Raw genomic sequence first — 23,313 nt, forward strand, 5'->3', positions numbered from 1 at the left:
AACTGTTCAGATGCGTGCTACTTTGTGTACTGAACTCGAGGATCTAATAAAGCATAAAGAATATCTGCAACTAGATTAAAAACAACAATCAAAATTGCATAGATAAAAGTAATTGACATTACGACTGGTGTATCATTACGATATATTGATTCTATCAATAAAGCACCAATACCGGGAACACGAAAAACTTGTTCTGTGACCAAAGCTCCTGTAAAAATATTTGGAATATCCAATGCTACTAATGTAACGACAGGAATTAGTGCGTTCCGTAAAACGTGACGATAAATGATAGTCAATGTAGGTAATCCTTTAGCATAAGCAGTACGCACGTAATCTTGGTGAAGTTTTTCCAAGACTTCCGAACGTACAAAGCGCATTAATAAGGCTGTTTGCCAGAGTGTAAGCACAGAAACTGGCATAATTGACTGTTTAATTTGTGCAACAAAACTTTCCCAATCAGTTACCTGTAGAGTGCTATTGTAGATAAAAGGCAACCATTTTAACTGTACGCTAAAGAGAATAATAAATAATAATCCAGTAAAAAATGTAGGCAGAGAAAATCCTAAAAACACTATAGTTGTTAAAATGGTATCAACAACTGAATTACGTTTAAGAGCGGAAATTACCCCTAAGGGAACAGCTAGCAATGCACCGAGAATATAAGCTGAACCAACGACCCATAATGTTGTTGGTAACCGTTGTAGAATCAACCCACTCACTGGACTGCGGCTAGTGAAAGAATAGCCCATGTCTCCCCTAAGAAAGGATGTAAACCACTTGATATAGCGTATGTGTATTGGTTGGTCTAAACCAAACGCTCTTCTAATGTTTTCTCGAACTTCTGCTGTAATGGATGGATTGACCGCAAATTCACCCATTGGATCGCCTGGTGCTAAAGCTAAGATAGCGAACACAACAATGCTAATAGCAATGAGTGTTGGAATAAAGATCAGTAGACGATAGGCTATATACTTAGTCACTTATTTCTCACTACCGCAATTGACTTGTTTTAATTCTCTCTTAATTTGAGCGCGGTTTAAGTGGATTAGGTTGATAAGATTCTTGACTTCTTCAAGAAGTTGGGAATCTTGCGAGGTGTAGGCAGCATTGACAGCAACGGACACTTTCCCAAAGCGCAATCGGAACAGTCTCTAAAGCTCTGACGACTATGCCCTTCGTGTATTGATTGAGCTTGTTCCGATTGCGCTTTGAAGATTTTTTGTCCCCGCCTTTAATCGGGGTTGACAAATCTTCGTAAACGACTTTATTCTGATATTGTCAAATACCTAAACATGGTTTTTCATACAATTCTACTATATCTAGGTATACCTAATTATTTTGTTAACTGCTAAACCGCTTTTAACTCTCTGGTATTGTCGATCGCATGGAAGGTCGCCTAGAGAATTCATCATACCAACGGGCAAGTTTTGGATACTTCTGCCGCCATTGCAGTTCGGGAAAACGGTTCTCCAGCCCAAGTGCAGAGCTGAGCGTTAAATGAGCTAGCTTAGGACTTTGGTCGAGTTTATCCAATATTTTATTGAAATAGTCCAGACACCTCAACGCACGGGAATGTTCTAGCTCAATAATCCCAGGCGATTGCTCGTTAAGTGGACGCCTTCGCTCTCGTACCCAAACAGCAATACCATCTAGAAATCCATTGGTTATGCCTTCAAGGTGCTGTAAAAAACTATTAGAAATATCAGCAACTAGTTTAATTTCATTATTGAAGTGATTTAGATAAACGCAAATGATACGGGTTTCACTCAAAATGAATTCGTCGTCAGTTACTAGGGTTGGAACTTTACCTGTAGGGTTGTAGTTCAGAAGGACACTATTCGGATCGCGCACTGTAACTTTTTGCATATCAATCCGATTACTTAGATTCAGTTCTAGTGCAGCTACTCGCGCTATGCGTGCGTATGGAGAGTTCGGTGTGTAGAAAAGTCTCATGAAAAAGCACGATTATCCTGAAGGTAACGTTGAGATTATGTATCCAGTTTGGAGGGGTCTTTTCCCAAGAGGGGATTGGTCGTGAATGGCCAATCCCCTCTGGGTTAAATTATGCTGAGAAATTGAGAGCCACTTGTTCGGGAGAGGTTGTAATTGCGCTAAACTTATTGGATCGAGACGGGAGGCGGAGCCTCCTTTAAGGCATTCCCAGGCTCAGCCTGGGAACGAGGTGAGGGTCTAGTCCATCATTCTAGGCAAAATTATACACAGAAACTGAGAGGCACTTGGTCTGTCCTTCTAAGTATTACGCAACAACCGGCACACGTTGGTTGTAAGTAGAAGAGTCTCCCTTGATTGCTTCACTTTGTTTACCATCGATACCAACAGGGGTATCGCCAACGATGGTCACTCTCTGAACGTGGCGGGGCTGGTCACCATAGTCAGCGATCGCATAATGTTGAGTAGCGCGATTGTCCCAGAATGCCACATCACCAACTTGCCAACGCCAACGAACAGTATTTTCTGGACGAGTCACATACGCCTGTAAAAGTCGGAGAAGATCTGCTGATTCAGCTGGTGATAAACCACGGATTTGACGAACAAAACCACCAATGAAGAGACCTCGCTCGCCAGACTCAGGATGAACCCGTACAACTGGATGAAGTGTTTCGTATACAGTAGATGTGAAGACATCTCGGTACGCCTTAACCTCTTCAGAAACGTCAAGTGGCGTAACGGCATAATCATAAGCATTGCTATGTATAGCCCAGAGTTGGTCTGCAAGATTACGCAGATGAGGTAGTAAGTCTTGGTATGCAGTTACGGAGTTTGCCCAAATTGTGTCTCCTCCTGCTGGTGGTATAGTAATAGCTCGTAAAATAGAACCAAGCGGAGGACGATCTACGAAGGTGACATCAGTGTGCCAGCTATTAGCACGAGTAACAGTGCGCCCGTAATTTAGATCTAGAACCTCTGGGTGTCCTGGAAATGATGGTACGGTGGGATGTGCTGTTGTCACTTCACCAAATCGGCGAGCGAAAGCAACTTGCCTATTAGCATCTAGCTGTTGGCGACGGAAGAAAATAACTTTATATTGAACAAGAGCCTGACGGATCTCGCTGATAATGTCCTTACTGAGGTCAGCACTCAAATCAACACCTATAAGTTCAGCACCGATACGTCCTGCAACAGGTTGAATGTCAAAGTTTTGAAAACTCATATGTTTAATAAAGGTAAAATTTGCAATTATGTAGAAGCACCAAGTGTTATCAGTTCTGGAGATACTGGAAGGGTAGTGAGTTGGTTTACCGGACGGGGTAAACCGAGATTCTCTCGTAGAGTTCGACCTTCATACTCAGTCCGGAACAACCCTCGGCGTTGTAATTCGGGAATGACTAAATCCACAAAATCATCTAAACCTCCTGGTACATAAGGTGGCATAATATTGAATCCATCAGCTCCACCATTGACAAACCAGTCTTCAAGCAGATCTGCGATTTGTTCTGGTGTTCCTACAGTCTGCCGATGTCCCCGTGCGCCCGCAATCCACAAATACAATTGCCGGATGGTTAAATTTTCTCTATGGGCAAGATCTGTCAGTAATTTTTGACGGCTTTTACCACCGTTGGTCTCTGGCAATTCTGGAAGTGGACCATCTATTGGGTAGTTGGACAAATCAAACCCACCTATCATCCCTCCAAGCAAACCTAATCCTACCTTTGGATCGATTAATTCCTGAAGTAGATCGAATTTGTCCTTAGCTTCTTGCTCGGTTTTGCCGATCGTTGGAAAGATTCCAGGCATAATCTTGAGACTGTCGGGAGAACGTCCGTACTTTGTTAATCGACTCTTGACATCTGTGTAAAATGCTTGCGCTTCTTCTAGCGTTTGTTGTGCAGTAAAAATCACTTCTGCCGTTTGTGCAGCTAGATTCTTACCATCTTCAGACGAGCCAGCTTGAATGATGACTGGGTATCCTTGTACTGGACGAGCCACATTCAGAGGTCCTCTGACTGAAAAATGCTCGCCCTGATGATTGGGAATGTGTAATTTGTCTGGATCGAAGTAAATGCCTGATTCTTTGTCGCGTAAGAAAGCGTCATCTTCCCAACTATCCCAGAGTTTAGTCACCACATCTACAAACTCTTTGGCACGCTCATAACGTTGCGTATGCTCCATGTGCTGGTCGCGACTAAAGTTTTTTGCTTCAACTTCTGTTGCAGAAGTCACGAGATTCCATCCAGCACGACCGTTACTTAAATAGTCTAATGACGCAAATTTACGAGCAAGGTGATATGGCTCGTTATAAGTGGTTGAGACTGTTGCTGTTAACCCTATATGTTCTGTCACGACTGACAAAGCTGATAGTAAGGTCAGGGGTTCAAAGTGAACAACTGTGGTTCGGCTTAGCGCCTCCTTCCCTTTTCCCCGTTCTCGCACACCTACGCCATCAGCCAAGAAAACCATGTCAAATTTGCCTCGTTCGGCTGTCTGAGCGAGTCGCTTGTAGTGCTGAAAGTTTAAACCTCCGTCAGCTTGTGCATTAGGGTGTCGCCATGCTGCTACATGATGCCCGGAACCAGGTAAGAATGCACCTAATTTTAGTTGTTTTTTCGTACTCATTTTTTAGATGATAACCAAACTGTTAGATTAGCTAAATAATTATGGTGTTATTCTCCAATAAATTTATCAATTTAGTCAAGTTTATCAAGGACGGGAGGCTCTGCCTCCTACCAGTCATTCCCAGGCTCTGCCTGGGAACGAGAGTGGGTGAAATCATACTTAATAAAGTGATGCTAAGACTTTATCGGCTGCTGCTCGAAATGCTGTAGCAGCACCCGCACTCATATCACGAGGAGCACAAATGCGGTTTCTTACATAGGCAAGTGTAATGGCTCCGACAGCTGCTACAGTCGGATCTATGGTATTTTCTTTACCTCCTGTGCGTCCGCCTAGTAAAGGTGAGCCATTTCCATGAAGGAGATACTCTGCTAGCAGTTTAAGATGCCACTCAACAGCTTCTTTCACTGCTGAAATGTCTCCATCTGCTGCTAATGCTTGTACTCCAGAGTTTTTCACAATATCTGCGAGCGCAACTTCCCGATTATCACTCAGTCTTTCAGCAGCTTCTGCTCGATACTGAAGTGCCTCGCTGTCTGTTATATCTAAAGGCAATGGACTTCCAACTGGTTGCAAACCGAATCGGCGACGCAAAAGTAAATTGTTAGTTGTACTGTCCGATCTGACTCTATGATAAGCAGGACGTTGTTTAATTGCCTCATACCAAGCGTTAAGTCGAGGGAAACGTGGATTTCCCTTGATATAATATCCTCGGTAGACTGGTAAATTAGCAGCCAAGCGATCCAAATGAGGACTATACATAATATCGACCAAACTAAACGTTGACACAAAATAAGGACCTGGATATCTTCCCAAGTTTTCTTCAAGTGCGTCCAATTTAGCTTCCAAGTCTGTTTGAAAATTGGCTAACTCACTAGCATCCGAAGTTTGTTGCCTTAAAAATTTGTAAGCAGCACCCAAAAAACCACTAGTTTCAGCATTCTCAACTAACTGCCTTGCAACTGTATTTTCTTCTGGATCTTCAGGAAGCAGAAACGGACTACTAAATCGCTCTTCCAAAGCTAAGAGAATATCTTTAGATTCATAAACTAATTTGCCTTCAATTTTTGCAGCCGGAACAAGTGTTGTAGGAACCAGATCGGTATACCACTTGGGCTTATTACTCAAATCAATAAATTCTGTTTCAAAGGGGATTTCTTTTTCTTCTAAGGCAAACCAAACTCGTTCGCAAAAAGGACACCAAGAATTGGTATCGCGGTAAAGCAGTACTGGTGGTGTATCAGAATTTAGTTTATGAAGACCACTAGGAATAGGAGCCGTAGAAGGTGATTGTCCGGGTCGGCGTACCCGTCGAACTGGGGTATTTTTTCGAGAAATTTCTAACAATCGATCCCAACTAGATATTGATTCTTGTAGTGGCATTTCTGTCTTCTCCTATAAAAAAATTGTGAGCGTGAACTGTCTATTGTCAGTTTTCCCCCACCCTAGCCCTCCCCTTATAAAGGGGAGGGGACTGGAAATCTAGTTTCCCCCCTTTATAAGGGGGGATTAAGGGGGGTAAATCCAACTTGTGTGTACAGAGATTCTCAAGCTATGGAGAATATTTGAAAAATTTGGCAGACTGTTCTCTTTGAGCAGATGGAGTGCGTCCTCGTCCCCATCCTAGCTTTTTGCGGTAAGTTCCAAGCAATCCCGAATCTACTAAAGTCTCCTCATCAACTGCAACGGATTCATCTGCTTGCGGAGCAACAAACAAAGCATCAACGGGGCAATATAATTCACAAATATAACAGGTTTGACAATCGCTTTTACGAGCAATTGTAGGAGGAGAATTAGGTACTTTGTCAAAGACATTGGTTGGGCAAACATTTACACAAATATTGCATTGGATACAACGAGATTCACTGACTAATTCAATCATATTTCCTACTCCCTACTCCCTCCTTTTCCGGTTTGACCCAAACACTATCTAGTCCACCACTTAGCAAACGGTGTTGTTGTTTTACATCGGTTTGGGAATAGTCTTCATGTTTGTGCATACCGCGAGATTCTTTTCGTTCTAAAGCAGTGGCATACATCCACCTCGCTGTTGCAACCATTGCAGCAGTTTCTCTCGCTTGAATTGTTTGCCGATCTGACTGCACTGATGCATTGCGAATTTCATTCCACAATTCATGCAGCCTCTTAAGGGATTCTGATAAACCTTGTTCTGTACGAAATAGATTGCGATCGCATGGAAGCACCTCTGCTTGCACTGCACGAATTATATCTGTTGGCGCAAAAGTACGAGTGCTTGGACTGAGTGTTGCTCCATCAATTCTATGTAGCGATCGCCTATTCGCTTGGCTTCCTAATTGACGGGCATAGAGAGCAGCCGCTTCACCCGCCCAATCGCCAGAAGCACTTGCCCATGCTGCATTAGGGCTACCACCTCCTGAAGCACCACCGCAAATGAGTTCTCGTGTTGCAGCATCTCCAACAGCATAAAGACCGGGAACAGATGTAGCACAAGTTTCATCAACAATTCGCAATCCACCTGTACCTCGGACAGTTCCCTCTAAACGTAACGTCACGGGGAATCGTTGGGTAAAGGGATCGATTCCAACTCGCTCAAAAGGTAAGAAGAAATTATGTTGAATTGTTCTCATCCAACTTTTTTCTTCTTCAGTCGCTTTATCAATACAAGCATAAACGGGTTGGGTTAGCAAGATACGGGCAATATCTCGGCGATCTTTTCCCTCAATAACAGTACCATCCTCATAAGTAAAAGTTGCATAGCGATAATATGCACCTTTAGTAACGGAAGCAAAAGCGGGAGTTAGGGCGTAAGCATTGGAAAACTCCATGCCTGATAATTGAGCACCAACTTCAGCCGCCATCAAATACCCGTCTCCTGTTAGGACATTGCATCCCAAGGTTTTGCTGAGGAAGGCGCATCCCCCAGTTGCCAAAATGACAGCCCCTGCTCGGATTGTCCAGTGCTCCCCTGTCTGCCGATTCATCCCTTTCGCCCCTGCTACAGCACCGTCTGCATCTACTAATAGTTCCAGTACGGGGCTGTGGTCGAGGATTTTTACGCCTACCTTTTTCACTTGCTTTCTCATCAACCGCATATACTCTGCTCCTTGATGCAGTGAAGGAAGATAGAGATGTCCGTTATCATCTCTGGAAAAGGGATAGCCCCACTCTACCAGCCGATTTAGGTTAAGCCTAGCTCGATCTAAGACACGGTTCATCCAATCGCGATCGCTCAGAAATCCTCCCAAAGTTTCTCTTCTAGACAACTCTGTCTCGCGGTTGTCAGGATTGGAAACATACCAAACTGTTGTACCAGCTGCTGCTGTGGCTCCACTAGTGCCGCAGTAACCCTTATCTGCAAGAATAACTTTTGCTCCTTGAGTTGCAGCACTCCATGCTGCCCAAGTGCCTGCTGGTCCACCTCCAATGACGAGGACTTCTGCCTCTAAATCTATATGCGAACCAAGGGTAGATACTAGCTTTGAATCATAAGCACTCACCGTAAACCTCCGGGAGCGTGGAAGCCGTGTGTCTTTAGACCACGGGGGAAACGCGACTCGTGCCATTTCAATGGCAGTCCAAATATCTTAGAATGCATACGAGTAGCCATCCTTTCTGTGAATGTGTTTACAATATTTGTGACTAACACCCGCTACTCTTTTTGTTTTGGTAGCCCTTACGGGTTCGCCACTTCCTACAACGGGGGGAACCCCCCGAAGTTTGCCCGGAGGGAAACCCTCCTTGCAACTTCTCTCCGCAACGGAGTGGCTCACAATATCAAAATTACCTGTAGCACGGCAAAGAACCCGTCCAATGTACTCCCCAATCTTTTTACCATTAGTGACAACTGCTTTAACAATATCTCCAGTTTGAAAAGCAAAATGAATTTGTTTTTTACTACGGTGACGAATAGGAAATCCGTATTTATCAGTTCCACACATTTGTCGGTTTCCATGTCCTGTCGCCTTAATTATCAATGGTTTGACTCCTTTAATAATTAATTTCTCTGGAGTTGATTTACCAACACAAGCAGCGTCAAAATAATGTTCTTTGGGTAATCCTTGTTGAGTTCTATTGAATTTAGTCAATCCACCACTTCCCGTTTCTACAGGTAACAGAGTTGCTTTCAGGGTTTCAAGCAATGCAAGCCGAGTTGTGTTAACAGCAGCAGCATCTGCAAGGGGTTGTATGAGTTGCTGCAAAATTTTTTCTAACCTCGCCGGGTCTTTTTTGAGAAAGTTCTTAATATCTTTTGTCCCTTTTTTGAGATTACATTTTTTACAAGATAAAGTTAAGTTGGTGATTGAATTACTTCCTCCTTTGCACGAAGCGTGAATGTGTTCTATTTGGAGAGGAACATCTTTTATTCCACAATATACACATTGTCTATTCCACTTTTCCAGAAGATATTCTCTAGTTTCATAGCCATATAAAGTTCCTTGTTGATATTCTTTTCCAGATATTTCTGGATGACGTATTAATTGCATATCAAAGCGTACTAATTCTTGTGATATAGCTTCAATTGGCGCTACTTTATGCAATCTTTCAACCCAAGTTTTTATGTTATCAACACGACTCCTTAAACTAGGAGCTAACCACATAGCTCGACGTTGTTTTGGACAAGGTTGTTTGTTACCTTTCCTAAACCATTCGTGCTTTGGTGGTTGGCGATATCTAGTTTTTCGATTTCTTCTACTTCTACGGAGTCGTTTTCTAGAAGTTAAAGATTCTCGAATTGCAAAACCTCGATGCTTAATTTCAGCCGCAAATACAACCTCTCCAGTTACATCGTTAACTAAAGCGATGCCTGTTGTTTGGGAACCTGGGTCAACCTTTAATCGCAATGGTTGAACTTCTACATCTGTTTTCGCTTCTTTTAAAATCAAAGTAAAAGGGAACCGCCTATAAACAGCAGCTTTTTTATTTCGTAATAGCTGTCTTGCTGTAGCGGAATGAATTGGATCTAGTGGACGCTTGTTGGTATCAATTACAAAAACTTTGCTCACAAGGAGCCTCCTTTCGGGTAATGTTAGCTTCGACAAAGTTAACAGTCAGTAACTATCCAAACGACACTTCCTTAACCCATACAGATGTTTAATCGTTTGGTTCTAGAGCTTGGAACTAGCTTCGCATCCCAAGGTAGGTTCTTTAACATTTACTGTTAACGTAGTACCTTGCAGTGAACCAGCGCTGCAAGAGGGTTTCCCTCTGTAGGCGACTGGTTCTCCCGTTGGGTACTGAGTCTGGTAAGCTAGGGCTTCAACTAAAACTGGGTTTTGTCGAAGCCCCCGGATTCAATCCGGGGGTTGCTTACGGTTGCTGGTTCTCCTAATTTCTTAAATGATTGTTAGGGATAAACAACCTCTATATTATAATACTATAATTTGATAAATTTACCGTATTTAAAAAAATTTTAATCAGAGGTCTTACCCGTTGGTGTCAACTTCGGGTATGTAAACCTCTTCTGTACTCATGCGATCGACTCCTTGAAAATACGGAGTAAGAGATAGGGGTAAGGAAGAGGAATTTTCGCGATCGCTCAATCAATGAATTGTCCAGAGTCGTATTGCGTCCCTACTTGCATTTTGAATCGAACTGTGGAAGAATCTGTTATATCGAAAATACGGTTAATCAATCGAATTTATGAAAATTAAAAATAAAAAGCTCTAATTTATTGGTAAAAGAGGTGAAAGAAATAGAAAATTTATGGTTGGTCTGAGAAGCAACCCAGGGAGTTAGATTTTTTTAAGAATCTAATCTCGACTTTATCCATATTACAGCAATGCGATCGCAGAGGTTAAAACCATATCGATACATTCAACTTTGTCAATCTCAGCAAAACTAGTGATGTAGGAACAAGTTTTTGCCAAATAACAAAGTTGAAGCTGCTTAATTGAAAACATCGATCCAAGAAATTGTTTGAACAGTTATGAAAATACTATTCTTTCCACAACGTCGCACAGCATTAAAGCGGATTGTGCAATATACAATGGTAGGAATTTTTGCACTATCAACGCCTTTCTTTGGTAGTCAAATTCAAACCACTCAAGCACAAACAAAACCTGGAGGATTTAAATCAAAAGTCATTAACTTAGCATATCAAACTTCTGGAGATATAGTCAAAGCCAGAAAAGTTGTAGAACCACGTTTCAAGGCATTAGGTGTAACTGTAAATTGGGTGGGACCATTTCCTGCTGGACCGCAACTAATAGAAGCGATGAATGCAGGTAAAGTTGATATTGGTAATGTAGGAGAGACACCACCAATATTTTCTCAAGCTGCAGGCATAACAGAAGTTATTTATATTGCTGGACGTAGACCTAGCAAAGGGGTGAACCAAGGCATTATAGTAAGAGCTGATTCTCCAATCAAGAAAGTGTCAGATTTGAAAGGTAAGAAAGTCGCTTTTCAGAGGGGCTCGAATGCACATTATTTATTAGCAAAAGCCTTGAAAGAGGTGAATTTGAAAGTTACTGATGTTCAAGTCCTTGGTCTAACTCCATCTGAAGCCCGCGATGCCTTTATTCAAAATAAAGTTGAGGTGTGGGTAGGTGGCGATCCCTTTTTGGCTCTTGTAGAAAAAAGTATCCCTATTCGTAATTTAAGAAATGCAGGTGGTATTAACACCTTGGGTGGATTTTATATTGCCAGACGTCAATTTGTCACTCAAAATCCGGAATTAGTGCGGGTGTTTTTAGAGGAAGCAGAGAAAGTAGGAGAATGGGCTGACAAAAACCCAAAAGAAGCTGCCAAAGCTCTTGCTGGTGAGGTAAAAATTGACCCATCAGTTTTAGAAACAGTATCACGCCGAGTCGTTCGTCGGTTAAGAGCACTGACACCCGCCATTATTGCCGAACAACAAAAGGTAGCTGATTTCTATTTTGAGGAAAAAGTCATTCCTCGAAAAATAGATGTTCGGGATGCTATACCATCCATCGAAATATTACGAACCATTACACCTCGAAAGCTCGGTCAATTGTAGACTTAATTGGCTACAAAACTAGTTTGATTGGATGCGTCTTCGCAAAATCTACCACGCCTGTTTCCAGTTAACTTAGTGAGTGCATAGTTTCTGCCGGATTTTTACAATTCCGGCATATTTTTTCTGATGATGAGCAATATAACTACTGCTGATTTGAAAAAGTAATGGAAAGCACAATCTAAACTATAAACTCGATATCAGTTGAGTTCTAGCTGACTCTAAAAAAACTCAACAAAACTTGACTTGATTTTTTTAGCTATTTATGCAAAAGTCTTGTTTAGATGTAAAATACGGTTCGTCGGTAAAGTTTTAGTAAAAAATAAACAACGCGGTAGGTAACTGATTAAAATCAAATCTATGGCGTTTTCTAGTCTGCTAAGGTACAAATTTATCAGCGTCCATCCGCGTTCATCTGCGGTTAATTCTCTCTTAAAGTACTTCACGAAAGTGGAATACCAATTCTCCAAATGATTGCTACACACGATCCTCCTAAATCCCCCTTAAAAAGGGAGACTTTAAAAACTTTCCCCCCTTGTTAAGGGGGGCTAGGGGGGTTTCAATCTGTCGCTTTAATATAGAGAATTGGTAGAACTGCCATACACATGACTTTCTCAATATAAATTCCACGTATGGTATGAATGTTTCCGCTAATTGTGCTCCTAACTATTGATATTGAGAAGTGAATTGTCATGAATCCATTGCAACAGTGGCGCTTTCAATACAGCAGTGTGTTAATTACAATTTTTTGTATCAGTTTTATAGCATCTGGTTGCACCCAAACTACTGTAAATGGTGCTGCTCAATCTTCAAATTCTTCTGCCAAACCCGTTAGCAACCAAATTCAAGAAAAAAATAACGCAATTAGGTTGGGCTACCAAAAAGGAGGGATTATCCCGATCGCACGTCAGCGTGGAGAATTGGAACGCCAGTTAGCGGCTCAAAATATCAAAGTCGAATGGAGTGGTCCGTTTGACCGATGTGCTACACTCCTCCAAGCTCTCAATGGGAACCGGGCTGACATTGGTGGATGTGGTGATATCCCTTCTATCTCTGGAATTGCTGCTAAACAACCGCTTTGCATCGGCTCTGTACAGCGTCCTAAACCAGAAGCTTTAGGCAATGCCATCCTAGTCCGTGGAAATTCATCTATCCGTAAACTAGCCGATCTGATTGGTAAAAAAGTAGCAGTCAATCAAGGAGGTGCAGGTGAGTATTTGTTATTAAAAGTTTTGGAAAAAGAGAAAATTCCTAAAGAGAAAGTCCAGCGCGTCTACTTGTCACCCAATGACGCTGCACCCGCTCTTTACCAAAGCTCTGTTGATGCTTGGGCGGTCTGGGAACCTTATGTTTCTATTGCCGAACTAGAGCATGGTGCAAGAAGAATTACCACAACCCATCCAGCTCCTACCTACGGCATTATGGTTGTGCGGAGTGGAGCAGCTACTGAAAATCCAACTGCTGTAAAAGCTGCTCTAACTGCTTTAAGCAAAGATGGTGAATGGCTCAATCAAAACACAACTGCTGCAGCCGATTTTATGGTCAAGGAACTTAAAGTCTCTAACGCCGTAGCTAAGCAAGCAACTAAGAATCGAGGTCCGGAATCATACACTTTTCCCACTCCAGAAGATATCACTAATCTTCAAAAAACTGCTGACTGGTTGTTAGAGCAAAAGATTATTCCCCAACGAGTCGATATTGCTGCTGCTGTATGTCCGCTTGGTACTTAACAACTAACCAAATCTCTAGGAGCAAAATTTATGCCAGTTGAATTCATTGGAATGATTGGGACACGTCCTGCTTCAGAGTTGCAAAGTCCCACTGTTACCCTTACTGGTGGAACTGTCAATCCAGATTATGTTCGTAAGTTTGCAAAAATTCATGAAGATGGTGGTTTCGATAGAGTTCTAGTAGGTTATAGTTCATCCGGACCCGACGGTTTTAGTGTGGTCAGTTATGCTGCTTCAGTTACAGAGAAACTGAAGTTTTTGCTAGCTCATCGACCTGGTTTTGTAGCTCCCACACTAGCAGCACGCAAACTAGCAACCCTTGACCACTTTACCAATGGTCGAATTGCTGTCCATATCATTACAGGTGGTAGCGATGTCGAACAGCAAAAGGATGGAGATTGGCTAGACCACGATATCCGCTACTACCGTACAGATGAATATTTGGAAATTTTGCGACGGATTTGGACGAGCGATTCGCCCTTCGATTATAAAGGTGAGTTTTACAACCTAAAGAATACTTTTTCTGAAGTAAAACCGCTACAGAAACCCTATATACCAATATATTTTGGTGGTGCTTCTGGTGCTGCTGTTGGTATTGGTGCAAAGCACAGTGATGTTTATGCTTTTTGGGGAGAACCGCTAGCTGCAATCAAACAACGAATAGCAGAAGTGAAAGCCTTAGCACCAGTAGGAAAACCTTTACGATTTAGTATTTCTTTACGTCCTATCTTGGGTGAAACAGAGGAAAAAGCATGGGAGAAAGCACATTATATTTTGTCGCGGATTAAACAAACTCGTGCAGATGCAGGGTTAAAATTGCCTGTCGGTACTTCAGCCAGACCTCAATCTGTTGGTTCGCAACGATTACTAGAGTTTGCCCAAGAAAGTGAAATTCACGATAAGCGTTTATGGACTCCCATTGCTGCAGCTACAGGTGCTTATGGCAATACGACTGCTCTCGTTGGAACACCAGAACAGGTGGCTGAGTCACTCTTTGATTACTATCAAGCAGGGGTAACAACTTTATTAATTCGCGGTTTTGACCCGGTGGAAGATGCGATCGCCTATGGTCGTGACGTCATTCCTTTGGTGCGAGGGTTAGTCCAAAGTCTCGATCGACAAACAGTAACTGTTTCTTAGTTTGATATTTACCAAAACAATCCGGGTATCCTTTTATGACTTACAGTACCACTCTTGAACCTCTAGAAGTAGACCAATGGTTTGTCGATCGCTCCGAACTGCGCTCCTTTGTCAACATAGTTCAAAACATTGTTTCCACAACTCGCGATCGCTCTGAAACTCTCACTACCATAGAACCCTATTTCTCTCAACTTCTCAAACAAAACGGTTGGTTACCCGAACGATTTGCACAACCAAATTCTGACAGCAATATGGGAAGTAGCATCGGTCAATGGTTATTGTATAGATCGAAAGAGCGATCGCTCACCATCTTTAGCTTAGTGATTCCCCCAGGTTCAACAACTCCCATCCACGATCATCTATCTTGGGGATTGGTAGGTCTATATAAAGGCGGACAAGAGGAAACCGTTTACCGTCGCGTGGATAACGGCGAACTAGAAGGACACGCCCAATTAGAAAAGATAGATGTTTATCAGGTTAAAAAAGGTCGTGTTTATCACATTTTACCTCCCGACCAAGATATTCACTCTGTGAAGGCTACAACAGTCTTTACCCCATCAGTCTCGATTCATGTAATGGGAAACGATACTGGTAGTGTTTGGCGACATCAGTATAATTTAGAAACTCAAAGTGTGCGAGCATTTCGCTCTGGATACTCTAATGCACCTTTTAGAGGGGTAGGGAAATAACGCCCTAGCCTATATTTTAAGGAAAAACAAACGTGTCTCATCAGCAAAAACTCTTTTCAAGTTTAGTGTTATTGTTGACTCTCAGTTTTTATGTAACGTTGGCGATCGGATTTAGCACTAGTAGCAATTCCCAAAATGCTTCGCCTGCCAATTTATCAGATGTAACGCTACGGGTTGCGAAGTACAAAGGTGGTTGGGATCTCCAGCTTAAACTAGCTGGACTAGATAAATTTCCTTATCAAGTTAAGTACTCAGAATTTACAGGCGGAAATTTGATGGTACAAGCAATTAACGCAAATGCCATTGACATTGCATCCGCCAGTGAAATACCACCCATTTTTGCAGTTAATTCCCAAGGGTCAGTCAAAATAATCGCGACAACTAGAGGACCAACTGTAGGTCAAGTCGTGCTAGTACCAAAAAACTCTAAGGCAAAGACAATCGCCGATCTCAAAGGGAAAAAAGTGGGTTACGTCAAAGCTACAACTGCTCACTACTTTCTAATTCGGATGTTGGAACAAGTGGGTCTAACACTTAAGGATGTCAATGCCATTCCTTTGTCTATCCCCGACGGACTGTCTGCCTTTAGAAAGGGAGATCTTGATGCTTGGGCGACTTACGGTTACTCAATTCCACAAGCTAAGAAAGATGGTGCTAAGGTTCTTAAGTCAGCAAAGGATATTTTGAGCGGAAACTTCGTTATCATAGCAGAACCTAGTGCGATCGCAGATCCAAATAAGAAAGCAGCGATTTCTGACTTTCTCTGTCGAATTAAAAAATCTCAAGTTTGGCGCGACTCCAATGTTAGGGCATGGTCAAAAAGCTATGCGTCTGCTATTAGTGTTGATGAAGATATTGTTTACCAAGATGCCAAGGAAGGATTACAACAGCGTCGTTTTGAGTTGTTCCCCATCTCAAAAAGCGCAATCTCATCTCAGCAAAAGGTTGCAGACACTTTTTTCAAAGCTGGTGCGATCCCATCCAAGCTTAATGTGGAACCACTATGGGATAATACCTTTAGCGAAGCAATCTCCCAGTGCAAAGGGTGATATCATGCGTGGATTTTAACTCTTACCAACGAACCAACTCTTCAGAAACTTTTTTATTGTTCTCAATTTGTTGCTCTGCACTCAAAAGTCCATGATGGGAAGTTGAAGGAAATTTATGATTGGTTTGAACGTTACTTGGAGTCACTAAATGTAATTTAACCGTTTGAGATTCAGTCACTAAAGCGAGTTTAATCTCATTCATAGCTTGTTGTTGCTCTTTAATGATTTGTGTTAGTTCATTTAACTTTTGAGCATGCAATTCATCCAATTTCTCATGCAAAAGTTCAATATTTTGTCCGGCTCTAAGATTCACTTGGTAGTCAATTTCAGCATTTCTGCGGTCAGTATCCGATTGACGGTTCTGACTCATCAACACTACAGGAGCTGTGTAAGCTGATGCAAAGGAAAAAACTAAGTTTAGCATCATGAATGGTGACTCATCCCAATGAGGCAATCCTGGTATGGAATTCACACCGACCCATCCTGCCAATATCGCACTTTGACCGATGAGAAATCCCCAAGAACCTACTTGTGCTGCTAATTTATCTGCAAGGCGCTGTCCTGGTGTCAATTCTTGAGTTGTGATGTTTTGGGTGACAGATTGCTGTTTCTCAACAATAGAGGAATTTTGAACAACTTTTGTATCAGCAGGGTTTGATAATGTTTTATTTGTCAGCTTCATCTTGCACCTCAGCGTTTTTGTTATTTGTGTTTCGCCTCATGTCTCTTAATGTACGCCGAGCCAACGATAAGAGCAAATACTCTTTGTTTTCAAAGTGATAGATAAAAATGATGGTACTCTCAAATATAGTACATATGCACTGTTCTTAACTTTTCTTGCTGATGATAAAGGTTTGAGAGCGTATACTTTTGTAGAACCGAAAAAGCAGCTTGATATGTTTCAACCCGTAAATCCTGTATTAAACTTTTCTCTGTAATTTTCAGTGAAGTGGACTTTGGTGATAGAAAAGTATCTAATTCTTCAACACAACTAAAAACATCCAAAATTGTAATCTCTTCAGGTTCTCGCGCCAGAAGATAACCTCCTTGAGAGCCACGTATACTCTTAACCAAACCACCACGTTTTAAAGTTGTTAACAGTGATTCTAAATTGCGGTTAGCTAAACCTTGTAGCGCTTCTATTTCGTGCGTTTGCAATGGTTCGCTGTTGCCATGATTTTTTGTCAGCGCTAACAAGGCTAGTATTGAGTATTTAAGTTTGTTCGTTAGTTGCATTGGCACAAGAAAATTTGTCCTTCTCATGGTCAATAAGTATACATTCAACACACCTGAAAAGCAAGCGAATTTTGTCAATATGTCTAAATATAGAAATAAATATAATCAATGGTATAAGATACAGTTATGCAATACATTGGATCGACCGATCGCGATCGTATCCCTTCTTTCCTTTTGAGGTCGTCATTCGATTAGGGGAAGCCGATCCAAATGTTGCTCACATTGTGCGGAACCATTTCTCTGTGACGGAGCGGATTTTACGTTCTCAGCGTAGTGAGAGGAATCGTCGATGGCTGAAGGCAATTGTTGATGGGGCGATTATTGGACTTGCTTCAACCGAACTAGAAGTCAAACGAGCTGGCGGTGGTGCGGTGGTGAATACGAAATTGACACCCGATAACGATGGCTATCGTCTAAACGGGACGAAATATTACAGTACTGGTAGCCTTTATGCAGACTGGATATTCGTGCGACTACTAGCACCTGACGATACCATAGCGATCGCGCTGCTACCTACTAAACGCGAGGGGATTGAGCTTGTGGATGACTGGGACGGATTTGGGCAAAGGCTGACGGGTACGGGAACTACTACGTTCACAAATGTTCGCGTAGAAGCAGATGAAGTATTTTTTGATACAGATACAGACAAAGATAACTCACCTTACAACATTGTCCCACAATTGTTTCTGACTGCAATTAACGCTGGTATTATTCGTAGTGTTTTAGAGGATGCAAAAAAGCTCGTCCATACCCGACCTCGGACTTTTTACCATGCTGTAGCCGAGCAAGCAGCAGATGACCCGCTCTTGCAGCAGACTGTCGGTCAGATTGCTGCCAACGCCTTTGCAGCCGAAGCGATCGTGCTACAAGCAGCCGAGGCTATCCCTGTATTAAAGCATCTATCGATGATTTTCATAACCCCAAAAAGCTACGCTATTACGAAGCTCAAAGTTTAGCTCATGCTTATTATGAGAATGCTCATGATTATGATGCACTTATAAAACGTCTACTAAAACCATTGGGTAAAGGAGGTAATTTAACTTATCAAACTAAATCTCTTGACTTAGAAACAGATATTTCTGTAAATCCTGAGCCACAAGTTGCGGCTAGAAATACAATTCTAGTTGTTGATGGCACTTTCTTGTTTAAAGAAAAGCTAAATGATTATTGGGACTTTCGCATTTTTTTTCATACTGATTTTAAAATTGCTTTAAATCGAGGTATTCAAAGAGATCGAGCACGCCTTGGAGGAGAATCAGCAGCAGAAAAAAGGTATTTAGAGCGCTATCATAAGGCATCAATGATGTATATAGATGACTGTAATCCAATGTTGAAAGCACATATTATAGTCAATAATAATAATTTGAATGCACCTGATTTGGAACTCTTAAAAATTTGTTAACTGAAACAAAGTTACAGACGGCTTCTTTTACTGCCTTCCTAATTTGGAGGCGCTGGATATTTATACAAATGGCTATATTATCTTAGTAAAAAGAATAATTACGGCAATTCCCACATTCATGAGGTACAGAAAGAATAATTAACCGCAGATGAACGCAGATGGACGCAGATAAATTTAACTATGAAATATACGACAAACGAAAAATATATTGCAACAGATCTAATGCCGAGTTGCTAGTTGAATAGTATTCATTTTAGGATTCTATGACTGGTTTCTTGCATTCTAAACGCTACAATTACTCCAGATGCAAACGTCACGAGAGCCACCAAACTAATCGCTGACGAGAGTCCTAGCAAGTCTGCAACAATGCCTGTCATTAGAGCACCGATAGCGTATCCCAGATCTCGCCACATTCGATAAACACCAACGGCTGAAGCTCTCCAAGTGGGATGCGCTACATCACCGATCGCAGCGAGTAACGTGGGGTAGACAAAGGCTGTTCCTAACCCCAGCAAAATCATTCCGGCTGTCCAGGGCTGAAAATCACGGGTTGCAACAATCAACCAAATTCCCACTGCCTGAATCCACATTCCCGCAGAAATCAACCACTTGCGTCCCCAAAGATCTGACAGCCCTCCGGTGATAAGTTGTGCCAGTCCCCAGACTGCCGGATAGACCGCCGCTAAGATGCCAATGCGATTCACGTCAATTCCGGCACTGGCAAAAAACAGCGGAAATAGCCCCCAAGCCATGCCGTCGTTAAGGTTATTCACTAACCCAGCTTGGCTACAGGAAAATAGATTGCGATCGCCCCAGCTTGATTTTTGAAACACTTCCCAAAAGGAAAGAGCTTCTCCACTGAGGGACTGAGTTGCACTTCGATTTTTGGTTTCAGTTCGAGCGTGTTCAGTGGTATCGCACACAAAGAGAATAGATAACACTAATCCTAGAACGGCAAACCCAATGCCTAAGTAAAACGGAACAGGGCGTAAACCATAAAGACTTGCCAGATAACCTGAAGCTAAAGCAGCTAGAGACACAGCGATATAACCTGCAAATTCGTTTAACCCCATTGCAAAACCACGTCGTATTGAACCTACCAAGTCAATTTTCATGATGACTGTGGTAGACCAACACAGCCCTTGGTTCATCCCCAGTAAGACATTCGCAACCGTAACCCAACCCCAAGAAGGTGCCCAAATAATCAACCAAGGTACGGGTAGCCCTACGAGCCAGCCCAAAACTAAAAGATTTTTGCGACCCACCACCTCTGAGTAGCGCCCTGTAATTAGATTGGTCAATGCCTTGACGATTCCAAAACTCACAATGAAGGAAAGAATCGCACTTTTGGATGTTAGTCCAAAATCCTGTTCAGCAATTAACGGCAAAACAGTGCGCTCTAGCCCGACCATACCGCCAACAAAGGCATTAACAAGGACGAGCAAACCGAACTGGGTTAGATTTTCCCTTAGTCCTAAAACTACGGTTTTGGTTTTCACCTTATCCATCTAGCGCCCCTGGTTGTAGCGTATAATGGTCTCCATCTCCAGTGGTTTAGCAGGAATACCAGTGCCGATCTTGCTAATGAATTCCTCTCTTGATAGGGAAAGAACCGGATTGAAGCGTTTCTCAAAAGCCATTGAATATTAAATTTACGAGATTGTCAAGCTATTAGAACCTTGCCGATCGATTCGCTAGAATGCAGATTCCTCTAACTTTACTCCTGAGTGGTTTTATTTGCTAAAGGTAGTTCAACATTTACTTATTTAGTATAAACCTTTACCTTAAAAGGGCTAGGTGGGCATTGCCCATCAAAGTTTTCTTGATTGTTAACTGTTGTCTTTATATACCTGGCTACGATGTCCGATTTCCACAACGCTTATCAATAGAACATCATCAAAAATATCGTATATAATGCGATAATCGCCTACTCTAATTCGATAAGAATTTTCTTTACCTTGTAACTTTTTAACTCCGTTAGGACGTGGTTCTATTGCTAAATCATCTATTTTGATTTGTATGCGGTCTTGCAATTCTTGAGAGAGTTTTCTAAACATTTTTCGCGCAGCTTTTGTGAATTTAATTTCGTAAATCACGCTACGTCCTTTTTTCTTTCATCAGCAATTTCTTTTTTAATTTCATCCCATGCGATAAGACTATTATTTTCTCTATCACTTTTAGCAGCATTATAGGCTCTTAAATCGTTTTCATCCTCTTCAGCTTCGATTTTTTGAAGTAATGCGTAGATCTCATCTAAAGTACTATCGTAAGCTTGATTTAGCAGTATGTTAATAGCTTTAATTATTTCTTGCCTTTGGTGTTCTGTTTTCATGTTTGTACCTCTTGTAAAGTTTCTTAAAGTTGTCTTATTTTCATCCGTAGGAATTCCTTGTTTAAGTATACCTAATTATTTGACTAACTGTTAAACCGCTTCTACAGGAAGGAATCCATCTACCTGCATTTTCCATAACCTATGGTAAGCACCGCCAAGTGCTAAGAGTTCGGCATGAGTACCATCTTCGACAATACGACCTGCATCGAACACCAAAATGCGGTCTAGATGGGCGATGGTAGACAAGCGATGAGCTACTACAATCGTTGTTTTATTATGCATCACTGAATCTAGGGTATCTTGGATCGCTTTTTCGGTAATCGAGTCGAGGCTGGAGGTGGCTTCATCTAAAATCAGGATTGGTGCATCTTTGAGAACGACCCGAGCGATCGCAATACGCTGTCTCTGTCCTCCTGATAGTTTAACACCGCGTTCCCCCACCAGAGAATAATAACCCTCTGCCATTGGCGTGATAAAATCGTGGGCATAAGCCTTAGATGATGCTTCAAAAACTTCTTCATCCCTTGCTTCGAGTCGCCCATAACGAATATTTTCTAGTAACGTGCGATGGAACAGAGATGGATCTTGAGGAATTAAGCTAATCTGGGAGTGGAGGGCATCCTGAGTCATATCTCGAATATCGACTCCATCAATAAGAATTTGTCCAGATTGGGGGTCGAACAACCGCAAAATCAAATTGACAAAAGTAGATTTACCAGAGCCGGAGTAGCCCACTAGCCCCACACGTTGACCGGGTTCAATGATAACAGAAAGGTTGTGGAATACTTTTTTCTCAGTTGAATAGTTAAAATTGACTCGCCGAAATTCAATGCGTCCCTGGGTAATTGAATGGGCAATTGCGTTATCGCGATCGATCAACTCGTGAGGTTGAACAATAGTGTAGACACCATTAGCAATATTACCGATATGTTCAAAAAACTCTAGAAATCGTTTACTTAAATTACGAGCTTCACTAATAATCAACAGCGACAAACTAGTGGCTACCACGAAGTCAGCAGCAGCAATTTTGCCTTGACTCCAGAGGTAGAGCGAGTAATACAGAGTGCCGATTTTTAGAATAGCTGCTGAGATAAACTGAAACCAGCGGATTCGCTCCGAGTACCAGTTTGACTTTCTCACCTCTTTGAGTTCGTACTTTAATCGCTCATTCAAATAGCGTCGTTCAAAACCTAAACGAGCAAACAGGCGGCTACTTATAAGATTTGTTACAGAATCTACGATAATGCCAGTTGTGTCACTTCTTGCGGCGGCAGCTCTTCGAGAGTGAATTCGGCAACGAGTTGCTAACCAAAACGAAATACTGATGAAAAGAACTGCCCATACCCCGACCAGTGCAGCAAGAGGAGGATAGGCGTGATTGAGTAATATTACGGAGATAATATATACAATAATGACTGGCATAAACTCAGTAATCATCATTTGCATCGTTTGCGTCACACCCAAAGAGGTTTCGCTAATACGATGTGCCAATGCCCCAGCAAAACTACTGCTCAGATAGCGATGCGAATGTTGCTGTAAGTATGCATATAGGGAGCGGACAATTTGCTGTCGGTGGATCGGGTGGAGGAGAGTCTGCACAAGACCAGCTGCTCGCCCGAATACCACTTCACCCACACTCAAAACGGTGAACAGCATCAGAGGTTGTCTCACTGCTTCAAAAATGGGTCTGGTGTCGCCCGTAGATCGCGTCACGCTTCGGACGATCTCGCCAATGGCATAAGGCAGCATTATACCACAGGTTGCGTGTATCACCTCCAAAATTACCATTGCCACATACCACCAACGGAACTGGTTAACAAAATAGCAAATGAACCTGAAGGTTGTTGACGGCAGAGGTGGTGCATCGGCAGCACGTTGGAATGGTTGAGATGAACGTGGTCTTTTGATTAAAGAACGGCGGCGTCGTATCACTTAAGTTTCTCCCTGACAGACTGATAAGAACTAACTTTCAACACTTACAGCGCTCTTTAATACGATGGGCTTACTGTACAGTTGGCAACCGACGCATTAGAATGACAAGCTTAGCGCACAGAATCTCCTTTGCGATATTCAGCAGTGATGTCGTCTAGCTTTTGTTTTAAACTGTCGTCAAGTTTTACTTCCACTGCCTTGAGGGTGTCAGTCAGTTGTTCTGGACGACTAGCACCAATAATGGGAGCAGTAATAATTGGATTAGCCAGCACC

22 protein-coding genes are annotated in these 23,313 nt (G+C 42.2%); 7 read left to right on the plus strand and 15 right to left on the minus strand.

Annotation, left to right across the window (positions count from 1 at the left end):
- Positions 1-17: 17 nt before the first annotated feature.
- From ACKTT2_RS10545 to ACKTT2_RS10585, 9 genes are all read right to left on the minus strand, one after another.
- A complete protein-coding gene (locus ACKTT2_RS10545; protein ID WP_407886442.1) occupies positions 18-980 on the minus strand; it encodes an ABC transporter permease in 963 nt (320 codons plus the stop codon).
- A 379-nt stretch (positions 981-1,359) separates the two neighbouring features.
- Positions 1,360-1,953, minus strand: coding sequence for a glutathione S-transferase family protein (locus ACKTT2_RS10550; RefSeq protein ID WP_407886444.1), 594 nt, complete (start codon positions 1,951-1,953; stop codon positions 1,360-1,362).
- 304 nt (positions 1,954-2,257) lie between these two features.
- On the minus strand, positions 2,258-3,172 hold the full coding sequence (locus ACKTT2_RS10555) for a TauD/TfdA dioxygenase family protein (protein ID WP_407886446.1): 915 nt from the start codon (positions 3,170-3,172) through the stop codon (positions 2,258-2,260).
- 26 nt (positions 3,173-3,198) lie between these two features.
- Positions 3,199-4,575 (minus strand): LLM class flavin-dependent oxidoreductase, encoded by a 1,377-nt coding sequence (locus tag ACKTT2_RS10560; protein WP_407886448.1) that lies wholly within the window; start codon positions 4,573-4,575, stop codon positions 3,199-3,201.
- A gap of 159 nt (positions 4,576-4,734) precedes the next feature.
- On the minus strand, positions 4,735-5,955 hold the full coding sequence (locus ACKTT2_RS10565; protein WP_407886450.1) for a glutathione S-transferase family protein: 1,221 nt from the start codon (positions 5,953-5,955) through the stop codon (positions 4,735-4,737).
- Between the two features lie 169 nt (positions 5,956-6,124).
- Positions 6,125-6,454, minus strand: coding sequence for a 4Fe-4S binding protein (locus ACKTT2_RS10570; protein WP_407886452.1), 330 nt, complete (start codon positions 6,452-6,454; stop codon positions 6,125-6,127).
- Positions 6,447-8,051, minus strand: a complete 1,605-nt coding sequence (locus ACKTT2_RS10575) for an FAD-dependent oxidoreductase (RefSeq protein WP_407886454.1) — start codon at positions 8,049-8,051, stop codon at positions 6,447-6,449. The genes ACKTT2_RS10570 and ACKTT2_RS10575 overlap by 8 nt, the downstream gene beginning before the upstream one ends.
- 87 nt (positions 8,052-8,138) lie before the next feature.
- Positions 8,139-9,557, minus strand: a complete 1,419-nt coding sequence (gene iscB, locus ACKTT2_RS10580) for an RNA-guided endonuclease IscB (protein ID WP_407886456.1) — start codon at positions 9,555-9,557, stop codon at positions 8,139-8,141.
- A 768-nt stretch (positions 9,558-10,325) separates the two neighbouring features.
- Positions 10,326-10,454, minus strand: a complete 129-nt coding sequence (locus ACKTT2_RS10585; protein WP_407886458.1) for a hypothetical protein — start codon at positions 10,452-10,454, stop codon at positions 10,326-10,328.
- Positions 10,455-10,480: 26 nt separating this feature from the next.
- On the opposite strand from ACKTT2_RS10585, the gene ACKTT2_RS10590 reads away from it, so the two are divergent.
- The 5 genes from ACKTT2_RS10590 to ACKTT2_RS10610 all read left to right on the plus strand — a co-directional run bounded on the left by ACKTT2_RS10590 (position 10,481) and on the right by ACKTT2_RS10610 (position 16,138).
- Positions 10,481-11,533: an aliphatic sulfonate ABC transporter substrate-binding protein gene (locus ACKTT2_RS10590; protein ID WP_407886460.1), complete on the plus strand. Its 1,053-nt coding sequence runs from the start codon at positions 10,481-10,483 to the stop codon at positions 11,531-11,533.
- Positions 11,534-12,222: 689 nt separating this feature from the next.
- On the plus strand, positions 12,223-13,260 hold the full coding sequence (locus ACKTT2_RS10595; protein WP_407886462.1) for an aliphatic sulfonate ABC transporter substrate-binding protein: 1,038 nt from the start codon (positions 12,223-12,225) through the stop codon (positions 13,258-13,260).
- A 30-nt stretch (positions 13,261-13,290) separates the two neighbouring features.
- Complete coding sequence (locus tag ACKTT2_RS10600; protein ID WP_407886464.1) at positions 13,291-14,400, plus strand: LLM class flavin-dependent oxidoreductase; 1,110 nt, start codon at positions 13,291-13,293, stop codon at positions 14,398-14,400.
- A gap of 35 nt (positions 14,401-14,435) precedes the next feature.
- A complete protein-coding gene (locus ACKTT2_RS10605; protein WP_407886466.1) occupies positions 14,436-15,089 on the plus strand; it encodes a cysteine dioxygenase family protein in 654 nt (217 codons plus the stop codon).
- Between the two features lie 32 nt (positions 15,090-15,121).
- Positions 15,122-16,138, plus strand: a complete 1,017-nt coding sequence (locus ACKTT2_RS10610) for an ABC transporter substrate-binding protein (protein ID WP_407886468.1) — start codon at positions 15,122-15,124, stop codon at positions 16,136-16,138.
- A 22-nt stretch (positions 16,139-16,160) separates the two neighbouring features.
- On the opposite strand, the gene ACKTT2_RS10615 is transcribed toward ACKTT2_RS10610, so the two are convergent.
- A complete protein-coding gene (locus ACKTT2_RS10615; RefSeq protein WP_407886470.1) occupies positions 16,161-16,820 on the minus strand; it encodes a DUF1003 domain-containing protein in 660 nt (219 codons plus the stop codon).
- Positions 16,821-16,939: 119 nt separating this feature from the next.
- Complete coding sequence (locus tag ACKTT2_RS10620; RefSeq protein ID WP_407886483.1) at positions 16,940-17,374, minus strand: RrF2 family transcriptional regulator; 435 nt, start codon at positions 17,372-17,374, stop codon at positions 16,940-16,942.
- Between the two features lie 71 nt (positions 17,375-17,445).
- Here ACKTT2_RS10620 and ACKTT2_RS10625 point away from each other — a divergent pair, with 71 nt between their 5' ends.
- Positions 17,446-18,330 carry an acyl-CoA dehydrogenase family protein gene (locus ACKTT2_RS10625; RefSeq protein ID WP_407886472.1) on the plus strand — a complete coding sequence of 295 codons (885 nt, stop codon included), beginning with the start codon at positions 17,446-17,448 and terminating at the stop codon, positions 18,328-18,330.
- Complete coding sequence (locus tag ACKTT2_RS10630) at positions 18,276-18,776, plus strand: nucleoside/nucleotide kinase family protein (RefSeq protein WP_407886485.1); 501 nt, start codon at positions 18,276-18,278, stop codon at positions 18,774-18,776. Before ACKTT2_RS10625 ends, ACKTT2_RS10630 begins: the two co-directional genes overlap by 55 nt.
- Positions 18,777-19,024: 248 nt before the next feature.
- Here the strand turns inward: ACKTT2_RS10630 and ACKTT2_RS10635 are convergent, their stop codons facing one another.
- From ACKTT2_RS10635 to ACKTT2_RS10650, 4 genes are all read right to left on the minus strand, one after another.
- Entirely contained in the window at positions 19,025-20,284 is a 1,260-nt protein-coding gene (locus ACKTT2_RS10635) for an MFS transporter (protein WP_407886474.1), read from the minus strand.
- A gap of 321 nt (positions 20,285-20,605) precedes the next feature.
- Positions 20,606-20,872 (minus strand): type II toxin-antitoxin system RelE family toxin, encoded by a 267-nt coding sequence (locus ACKTT2_RS10640; RefSeq protein ID WP_407886476.1) that lies wholly within the window; start codon positions 20,870-20,872, stop codon positions 20,606-20,608.
- A complete protein-coding gene (locus ACKTT2_RS10645) occupies positions 20,869-21,108 on the minus strand; it encodes a hypothetical protein (protein WP_407886479.1) in 240 nt (79 codons plus the stop codon). Before ACKTT2_RS10645 ends, ACKTT2_RS10640 begins: the two co-directional genes overlap by 4 nt.
- A gap of 90 nt (positions 21,109-21,198) precedes the next feature.
- Entirely contained in the window at positions 21,199-23,040 is a 1,842-nt protein-coding gene (locus ACKTT2_RS10650) for an ABC transporter ATP-binding protein (protein WP_407886481.1), read from the minus strand.
- Between the last annotated feature and the right edge of the window lie 273 nt (positions 23,041-23,313).

The organism is Scytonema hankhaensis NUACC26 (genome assembly GCF_045865695.1).
Lineage (GTDB): Bacteria > Cyanobacteriota > Cyanobacteriia > Cyanobacteriales > Nostocaceae > Scytonema.